Source organism: Megasphaera hutchinsoni, assembly GCF_001553405.1.
GTDB classification, from domain to species: Bacteria; Bacillota; Negativicutes; order Veillonellales; family Megasphaeraceae; genus Megasphaera; species Megasphaera hutchinsoni.
Window position 1 is genome coordinate 18,897 of sequence record NZ_KQ960936.1, and the last position, 8,631, is coordinate 27,527.

10 protein-coding genes are annotated in these 8,631 nt (G+C 37.3%); 8 read left to right on the forward strand and 2 right to left on the reverse strand.

The window, feature by feature from the left end; all coding sequences use genetic code 11:
• Positions 1 to 3: 3 nt before the first annotated feature.
• From HMPREF3182_RS02720 to HMPREF3182_RS02755, 8 genes are all read left to right on the forward strand, one after another.
• Positions 4 to 789, forward strand: coding sequence for a YlmH family RNA-binding protein (locus tag HMPREF3182_RS02720; RefSeq protein ID WP_007392564.1), 786 nt, complete (start codon positions 4 to 6; stop codon positions 787 to 789).
• Between the two features lie 38 nt (positions 790 to 827).
• The gene (locus HMPREF3182_RS02725) at positions 828 to 1,319 is read left to right on the forward strand and encodes a DivIVA domain-containing protein (RefSeq protein ID WP_007392571.1); all 492 of its coding nucleotides are present in this window, start codon (positions 828 to 830) and stop codon (positions 1,317 to 1,319) included.
• A gap of 84 nt (positions 1,320 to 1,403) precedes the next feature.
• Positions 1,404 to 1,751 (forward strand): hypothetical protein, encoded by a 348-nt coding sequence (locus tag HMPREF3182_RS02730; RefSeq protein ID WP_007392570.1) that lies wholly within the window; start codon positions 1,404 to 1,406, stop codon positions 1,749 to 1,751.
• Between the two features lie 8 nt (positions 1,752 to 1,759).
• Positions 1,760 to 2,590: a Cof-type HAD-IIB family hydrolase gene (locus tag HMPREF3182_RS02735; protein WP_062485338.1), complete on the forward strand. Its 831-nt coding sequence runs from the start codon at positions 1,760 to 1,762 to the stop codon at positions 2,588 to 2,590.
• Positions 2,583 to 3,485 (forward strand): RNase adapter RapZ, encoded by a 903-nt coding sequence (gene rapZ, locus HMPREF3182_RS02740; protein ID WP_007392563.1) that lies wholly within the window; start codon positions 2,583 to 2,585, stop codon positions 3,483 to 3,485. The genes HMPREF3182_RS02735 and rapZ overlap by 8 nt, the downstream gene beginning before the upstream one ends.
• A gap of 11 nt (positions 3,486 to 3,496) precedes the next feature.
• On the forward strand, positions 3,497 to 4,843 hold the full coding sequence (locus tag HMPREF3182_RS02745) for a gluconeogenesis factor YvcK family protein (protein ID WP_062485340.1): 1,347 nt from the start codon (positions 3,497 to 3,499) through the stop codon (positions 4,841 to 4,843).
• Between the two features lie 11 nt (positions 4,844 to 4,854).
• A complete protein-coding gene (whiA, locus tag HMPREF3182_RS02750) occupies positions 4,855 to 5,781 on the forward strand; it encodes a DNA-binding protein WhiA (RefSeq protein ID WP_062485341.1) in 927 nt (308 codons plus the stop codon).
• Complete coding sequence (locus tag HMPREF3182_RS02755) at positions 5,778 to 7,022, forward strand: hypothetical protein (protein WP_062485342.1); 1,245 nt, start codon at positions 5,778 to 5,780, stop codon at positions 7,020 to 7,022. Before whiA ends, HMPREF3182_RS02755 begins: the two co-directional genes overlap by 4 nt.
• 26 nt (positions 7,023 to 7,048) lie before the next feature.
• Here HMPREF3182_RS02755 and HMPREF3182_RS02760 read toward each other — a convergent pair whose 3' ends face one another.
• Both HMPREF3182_RS02760 and HMPREF3182_RS02765 read right to left on the reverse strand, forming a co-directional pair.
• Positions 7,049 to 7,690: an HAD family hydrolase gene (locus HMPREF3182_RS02760; RefSeq protein ID WP_235808633.1), complete on the reverse strand. Its 642-nt coding sequence runs from the start codon at positions 7,688 to 7,690 to the stop codon at positions 7,049 to 7,051.
• 14 nt (positions 7,691 to 7,704) lie between these two features.
• Positions 7,705 to 8,481, reverse strand: a complete 777-nt coding sequence (locus tag HMPREF3182_RS02765) for a basic amino acid ABC transporter substrate-binding protein (protein WP_062485346.1) — start codon at positions 8,479 to 8,481, stop codon at positions 7,705 to 7,707.
• Positions 8,482 to 8,631: the final 150 nt, after the last annotated feature.

Genomic DNA, 8,631 nt, shown 5'->3' on the forward strand with positions numbered 1-8,631 from the left:
AGTGTGAAAAATAGAGATCGTATTATTCGATATTATCAAGGTACAGATCAAGGTGAATTAGCAGCACGGTTTATTGATTTAGCAGATAGTGTATTACGCGGTAGACCTTATGCAATTAGTGAATTTGTATCGCCTGGGGCAATACAAATAGGCGAAACCATTTGTGCACATGAAAAAATGCTACAATTGCGTGTTTTTGGGGGCTATGAAGGAGCGGAACGAGTGCGCTTAGCCTTTGTAGACCGGACTTATGAGGGAGCTGTTCAATACGATATTCAAGCTTGTCATATAGGGTGGGATAGCCGATATAGATTACTAAGTCATCGTGATGTATTAGGTTCGTTGATGTCTATGGGGATAGAGCGATCTCGTTTTGGCGATATTCTTATGCAAGAAAGCGATGCAATTGTTTTATTGGATACCGTTACAGCACAATGTGTATGTGCGGAATTACATAAAATTGCGATGGTTACCGTAACGGTAGAACCATATTCACTAAAGGATATTGTGCCTAAACAGGAAAAAGTAAAAGAGATTAAAACAACGGTTGCTTCGCTGCGATTAGATGCGATTACGGCTTCTGGTTTTGGTATTTCTCGTACAAAAGCAGCAGAAGCGATTAAAGGTGAACGTGTACAAGTAAATTGGTTACCCGTACAAAGTGTTTCCCGCGAAGTACAGGTTGGAGATGTTATTTCATTGCGGGGCAAAGGTCGGATGGAAGTGGCTGACATAACGGGAATATCTCGTAAAGGACGGACAGGTGTATTATTAAAACGATATATGTAGATACATATTGTGCGAGCCATTCGATAGGAGGTTTTTATATGTTAACACCAATGGATATTCATAATAAAGAATTTAAACGAGGATTTCGTGGATACAGCGAAGAAGATGTAGATTCATTTATGTCCGATTTAGCAGCAGATTATGAAAAAGTGTATCGTGATTATTGTGAATTACAAGAAAAATGTGAAAAATTACAAGATAAGTTAAATCAATATGAAAGAATGGAAACAACGATGAATAACACGTTAATGTTAGCCCAACAAACAGCGGATAATGTTAAGGTTACGGCTCAGAAAGAAGCTGAACTCATCGTACAAGAAGCACAAAATAATTTACAAAAATCGAAACAAGAATTAGATTATATCATGGCTAAGACTCGGGAATTTAGAGAAAAATGTCGTGCTATTTTGACTAGTCAAATTCGTTTATTAGATGATATGACATTGGACCAGTCCGGACATGATAATGTTGATGGTGCCACGACGAATGATGTACAAGAAAATGACGATGCAAAAACAGATGAAGTTTAATAATTTATAATAAGACAGACGCTCTCTTCAGGTATATTGTAATGGGTATCACCGAAGAGAGTATCTTTATATGGGGGGGATGGTATGAAAAGTCGTATGTTGTTGATATGGATGGTGGGATTATTGATAGGAAATGTATATGCGTATAATCCATATGCACCGAATCAATTTGATGTAGTGGAACATAATTCTTGGGAATATAAAGTAAGTCAACAGGTGAGCAAAAGTGGGATTGCACCAGAAATGGCTTTTAAATTTAACGATTCCTATCGGTTAACTCGATTTGAATTAGTGCAATTTGTTGCGGTAGCTATTCAACGGCGTGAGCGTGTTTCCGAATCCGTACAACGGTTGATTGATTCGTTGCAAAAAAAACTGGATCATGAGTTGCAATATGTTACCCCATATAAACACAATGAAGAAGGAAAATAGGGATACTTATGAAAGAAGCAAACATAATAAAGGGAATAGCCCTCGATTTAGATGGCACTTTATTACATACAGATGGTACGATAGGTATAAGAACAATGCAGGCATTGCGACAACTGGTTAAGAGCGGATATTTTGTCACGTTGGTTACGGGTAGAATGTATGCAACAGCTGTTCCGTATGGAAGGCAATTGCAATTAGGAGATATACCGATTGTATTGTATAATGGGGGATTAATTAAAACGATAGAAACAGAGAAAAAATTATTTGAACAAACCATTGATAAATCAGTGGCCCAAGCATTATTGCAAGTAGCAAAAGAAAAGCAATGGCAAATTCAAACGTATATACAAGATACATTACATGTTGCAGAACGATGTGCGTGGGTACAATCGTATGAAAAAATTACGAAATGTAAAGCCATTGTTGAGGGGAAGGCGTTTTATCAAATACAAGCTGAACCCACTAAAATGGTATGTAGGGGAGAACATACTATACTAGAAGCACGGAGAAAGATGATAGAAGCGTTATTTCCACAGACTTTTACGCTCGTATATTCGGCACCGACGTTTTTAGAAATTATACCTAAAACAATTAATAAGGGAAACGGTATATGCCGATTAAGTGAAATCGTGGGTATTAAGCCGGAAAATATGGTGGCTTTTGGGGATTCACCTAATGATTTAGATATGTTTAAAATGGTAGGCGTATCAGTTGCCATGGGAAATGCGGTAGCATGTGTGAAAGAAGAAGCTGATTATGTGACCGGTACGAATGATGACGATGGTATTGCACAGTTTATTGAAGATTATATATTAGATAAGGGAGATAAGAATGGATAATTTTCGACTGATTATTGTGACAGGCATGTCTGGTGCGGGGAAAACCCATGCGGTGCAAGTGTTGGAAGATATGGGATATTTTTGTATTGATAATATTCCACCAGTGCTCATACCTAAATTCGCTGAACTTTGTATTAAAGGAGGAGAACGGGTTCGTCATGTTGTGCTTATTGCGGATATTCGAGGCGGAGAATTTTTTGATGCAATGAGTCAATCTTTAAAAGAATTAAAAGAACAGCATATTTCTTATGAAATTTTATTTATCGAAGCATCTGATCAGACGTTGGTGCGGAGATATAAAGAAACGCGTCGTGTACATCCATTAGCCCCTCATGGTAGACTGATTCAAGGGATTGCACAAGAACGAAAACGCCTTGCTAATTTAAGATGCCAAGCGAATGATATTATTAATACATCCCACTTAAAGCCAAAAGAATTAAAGGAATTAATCATGAAAAAATATATGATTCATGAACCTAAAAAGGGGATTGACGTTATGATCGTTTCCTTTGGTTTTAAATATGGCATGCCCATTGATGCAGATTTAGTAGAAGATGTTCGATTTTTGCCAAATCCCTATTATATCGAAGAATATCGAAATAAATCAGGGCGAGTACCTGTCGTACGCCAATATGTAGAACAGTTTGCCGTAACTAAAGCGTATAAAGAAAAATGGTTTGATATGGTTGATTTTTTATTGCCTCATTATGAACGTGAAGGAAAGAGTCAATTAATCATTGCCGTAGGTTGCACGGGTGGAATGCATCGTAGTGTATGCATGGCAGAAGCACTGTATAAACATTTACACGATAACGGGGTATTGGTTTCCATTGAACATCGTGATTTACAAAAAAATGAAGTGGAAGAAGATGCACCCGGATATGAAGGCGTATAGGGAGGGATGATATGCGATTTTTTAAGTGGTTGCATCCAGGATTGCATATTAAGCGATGGCTTTTTTTGTTTGGCCTAGGTATGATGGGCACGAGTTTTGGCTTAGTGCTAATGTTTAATTATCAGTGGTTAGCACAAATCGAAGAATGGCTATTTCGCATTTTATATGAAATGACGGGACATTATAACTATACTGTTTTAGCGACAGTGGGTATTATTATTGCACTTATTGGTGTTGGAATCATGAGTTTTGCTACACGAAAGCTTATTCGTACGATGGTTGGTGTAGTAATGCCGAGTGAATATGAGAATATAAGTGATTTAATTTTATCGAATTTAAAGCGTACAAAGGGCCCCAAAGTAGTGGTTATTGGTGGCGGTACAGGGTTATCTATTATGTTGCGTGGGTTAAAGACCAAGACATATAATGTAACGGCGATTGTCGCGGTTGCGGATGATGGCGGCTCGACAGGGAGAATTCGACAAGATTTAGATATTATAGCTCCTGGTGATTTACGAAATTGCTTAGTTGCTTTAGCCGAAAAAGAAGGGCTGATGGAAAAATTATTTGCCCATCGGTTTGGTGGTTCCGGAAATTTAACAGGACATAGCTTTGGAAATCTATTTATTGCCGCCTTAATAGAAGTATTAGGTGATGTAGAAGAAGCAATGGAAGCAACGAGTAAAATATTAAAGGTACGAGGGAAAGTTATTCCTTCTTCGGCCGATAAAATATTATTGCATGCGGAAATGATGGATGGGACTGTTGTTGATGGTGAATCGCATATTCCTCTAGCACGGGGCAAAATAAAACGAGTATTTACAACACCGATATGCCCACAAGCCATACAGTCTGCTATCGATGCAATATATGATGCAGATGCGATTGTATTAGGTCCGGGAAGTTTGTATACAAGTATTATTCCTAATTTATGTATTCCGCGTATTGCTCAAGCACTTTGCGAAAGTAAAGCAAAAAAAATATATATATGTAATGTTATGACTCAATCAGGCGAAACGGACAATTATACCGTAGCCGATCACGTTCGTGCTATTCATAAACAAGTAGGATGCCGTGTTATTGATTTTGTTGTAGCAAATAATGGACATATTCATACAGACGTGTTACAACGTTATGCTAAAAAAGGTGCACGTCCTGTACATATTGATAAAAAAGACATCCAATCGGAAGATACTATTTTGATTTCCACGGATTTGGTCAATCCGGAAAGAGGTGTTACGCATGATGCTAAAAAATTAGCGAATGTTCTAATGGATTTAATTAACGCAATGCGTACGGACTTGTCGCCTGAATTATTGCAGTATTATTTAAAACGATATAATATTAAACACCGTTAGGGGGGCTAATCATGTCTTTTTCAGAAGAAGTAAAACATGAAGTTGCTCATTGTGCCGTGGAAAATGATATAGATAGACAAGTGGAGTTAGCCGCTATATTAAGTTGCGGTGGAACGGTCTTTTATACAGAGCATGACCGGCGGGGATTTGAATTTAGCACGATTCATAGTGCCGTAGCACGAAAAGTATTGCAAATGTGGAATCATTGTTTTTCCTTGCGTCCAGAAGTCAGTGTTCGGCAAGGAGTACGTTTGCATAAGCGGAATTATTATGTACTGCATATCCCACCCGTGATAAGTGGTACAACGGCATTAAAACAACTACATTTGCTGCATGATGAACCCGATTTTAGCACTATATTGGCACAGCCAAAGCAAATACAACGCATTTTTTTGCGGGGAGCTTTTATGGGAAGTGGTTCTGTTAATCCGCCACAACGCGATTATCATTTAGAAATAATCACCCTTTATGCATCTGTTGCCAAGGTGATTTTAAAAATTATGCGGGGCCTACGGTTGATGGCTAGTATGACTGAACGCAAGGGTATGCATGTGATATATATAAAAGAAGGTAATAGTGTAGCCGAGTTTTTACAGCAGATAGGTGCAGCACAAGCTTATTTGCAATTTGAAAGTGTACGTGTGATGAAAGATATGAGAAATAATGTGAATCGAATTGTAAATTGCGAAACGGCTAATTTACAGAAAACAGTGGATGCGGCTATACGGCAAAGGCATTGTATAGAAGTATTGAAGAAAAATGGGGCATATATACGGTTGTCAGAAAAGCTAAAAGAGGCGGCAACGTTGCGCTTATTATATCCTGAGGCACCACTTAGTGAGTTGGCAGCACATTCGGAAATTACTAAATCGGGATTATCTCATCGATTAAAAAAAATAGAAAAATTAGCACAAGCGATAGAAGGTAATGATATATGAAATATGTACGATTAGGTAACATTATCGTAGGAATAATACTATGGGTAAGTACGTATAGTTATTTATACGCACTATCACCGACAACGCCACAGGTGATGTACAATATTGCTCGAGTAAATAGTAAAGCTTTAGAATTAATGGCACCGATAGATACGGGGACGTTATTGTTTTCTGATTCGCCTGAATATGTAGTACAAGATGGTATTTTATATGCAGATAAAGTGCAAGGTGATATTCGCTTTTATTTTTATCATGTAAACGATAATTTTTATGATCGAAAAATTGTCGTTATGGCATATAATCCATCACCAAAGATTATATTGGTACAAGTACGCAATAGCCAATATGCGAAACCTAGTAGATCTTATTATAAGGTGGGGAAAGAATTATCTACGTTGTATTATCGTACACAGCAATATACGAAAACAGTACTTATTATGCCACAAGATTATGCGATTTTAGATGAACGATTGGACCAGGTTGTTGTACATCCTCAAGAGTTATTTTCAGGGATAGTTGACTTATACACCGCTAAACCGCTGTTTATATCTGCAATGATGATGCCGATTACAGAAGATGCGATAACGTTTGTGAAAAAGCAACAATATTTACCTAGTGATAGGGCAAAATTACGAGGCACATTCCAAGGAAAAGAACGATATTTACAAGGGACGACACCGTATTCTACGCAAATGGGAATTTGCCATATCAAATTGGTAGATAACAAAAATGATAGATTTTTACAAGGTTGGGACAGCATGGATAGTCGCCTTGCGGATAATCGAGGAAATTATGGCGTGGCCTATACGATACATGTAAAAACAAAGGGGAAGGGGGATATTCATCTATATTTTAATCCTCAAGGTGGGGCATATGCAGGAGTGGCAAAACTTATTTACAATAAAGGGCAACGGAATGAAATGACAAAGGATATTTCTTTGCCAGAAAAAGGATTACATATCGGACATAAAGATATGTATGCCATTCAATACATGGATACGTTTTCTGCAGGGAAGGATGTCCAAATTTTGTTCATGCCACCAGGTGCAGCTAATTTACCGGTACGATTTATTTTAGTGCCAGAAAAAAATATAGCACAAGTTATATCCGATGAAGCGGATAGCAACCATCCTCATACTGCGGTAGAAAGAGAAGAAGTACATAACAAACGAAATCATTACAATATGTTGATTTCTAAGAAAGACTTAGAACAATTATTACGGCCATTACAAGACGATTGAGATAAAAGAAAAAAGGTAAGGTATAATTATACCTTACCTTTTTTTATGGACAATAATTCATGTAGATGGTTCATGATTTTAATGTGGGGAAATTGATAAAAGGCTGTAGCCGGAGTAGTACCTGTGGTTACTGCGGCAAAATCACAACCATACGTATTTGCTGTTTGGGCATCAATGACATTATCGCCGATATATAACATATCCTTTTTTTGACAGCCGTATATACTGCATAAAGCAGACATTCCTTCGGGACTAGGCTTTAGATGCTGTACATCTTCGCTGCCGATTACGCCGTCAATAAGGGATGTCATGTGCTCTTTCGTTAGCGTCTCATAAATACGGGAACGTGTTTTGGAAGAGAGAATATAACAATTTGCACCTTTATCTTTCAACCCTTGGAGGGTTGATTTTGTATCAGCGTATAAATACGTGTATTTTGTCATATATTTATCAGAATAATTTACTTTATATCTATATATTAACGCTTGTACTTTTTGTGGATCTTTTTCTTGCGTTAATTGTTGCATGGCATCGAACATAGGCATGCCTATGGTTTGGCAAATAATGTCACGGGGGATAGGTGGATAACCTTCGGCCGCAAAGAGCATTTCAAAACACATGACAATACCTTTTTCTGAATTTGCTAACGTATAATCAAAATCAAACACATAGGAACCATACATTATTCTTTAGGGGGCTCCGTGCCGAACCATTTCTTATATAGTTTTGCATAAGTACCATCTGCTTTTAATTCGTCCAAAGCTTTATTTACTTTTTCTAACTGCTCTTTATTACCCTTCTTTAATGCAAGTGCTACGGGGTCTGGAGCTAATTTTGCATCTCCTGCTATTTTTAGATCTTTACTAGCCCCTTGTTGTAAGTAATATAAAGCAACGGATTTATTAATAATCACGGCATCGCACGTTTTATTATTTAATTCCATCCATCCTTGACTATTGGCATCATATTGTTTTACGGTTGCTCCTGCTGCTTGGGCTAAATCTACACCTTGAGTACCGACTTGTGAGCCAACTGTTTTTCCGGCAAGCCCATCAAAGCCGGAAATGGAGTTATTATCTTTCCGGACAACGACAACATAGCCGTCATGAAAATAAGGTTTGGTAAAATCAACTTGTTTACTGCGTTCCGGTGTAGCATCCATGCCAGAGGCAATCATATCAATTTGACCACTTTTTAAAGCAGGAATTAAGGCATCAAAGCCCATGCTTTTCACTTCTAATTTTTCACCTAATTTATCGGCAATAGCTTGAGATAAGTCTACATCAAACCCTTTGAAGGTATCGTTATCTGAAAATTCAAAAGGCGGAAAAGTAGGTTCTAAACCAATTGTAAATGTATTTTTAGTTGTGTTTTCGGAAGTGGTTGAAGAACCACAGCCTGCTATTAGGGCTGCTGCAGTCATAATTGTGGCTGCACATATGAGGTATTTTTTATTCATTTTTTGCATCTCCTTTAAGTTGTGAAAAATAAGTAAAATAACAATTATACAAAACAGATTATACTATATTTATGTATAAAAAGAAATAAAAAGGGAAAAGAAAAAAGTCTTGACAATAGAATAAAAGTAAGATATACTAAATAAGCTTTA

Bases quoted from the DNA above. Each gene is read 5' to 3' on its own strand.
- HMPREF3182_RS02745 (WP_062485340.1), top strand. From the start codon at position 3,497: ATGCGATTTTTTAAGTGGTTGCATCCAGGATTGCATATTAAGCGATGG.
- HMPREF3182_RS02765 (WP_062485346.1), bottom strand. From the start codon at position 8,481: ATGAATAAAAAATACCTCATATGTGCAGCCACAATTATGACTGCAGCA.
- whiA (WP_062485341.1), top strand. From the start codon at position 4,855: ATGTCTTTTTCAGAAGAAGTAAAACATGAAGTTGCTCATTGTGCCGTG.
- rapZ (WP_007392563.1), top strand. From the start codon at position 2,583: ATGGATAATTTTCGACTGATTATTGTGACAGGCATGTCTGGTGCGGGG.
- HMPREF3182_RS02725 (WP_007392571.1), top strand. From the start codon at position 828: ATGTTAACACCAATGGATATTCATAATAAAGAATTTAAACGAGGATTT.
- HMPREF3182_RS02755 (WP_062485342.1), top strand. From the start codon at position 5,778: ATGAAATATGTACGATTAGGTAACATTATCGTAGGAATAATACTATGG.
- HMPREF3182_RS02730 (WP_007392570.1), top strand. From the start codon at position 1,404: ATGAAAAGTCGTATGTTGTTGATATGGATGGTGGGATTATTGATAGGA.
- HMPREF3182_RS02735 (WP_062485338.1), top strand. From the start codon at position 1,760: ATGAAAGAAGCAAACATAATAAAGGGAATAGCCCTCGATTTAGATGGC.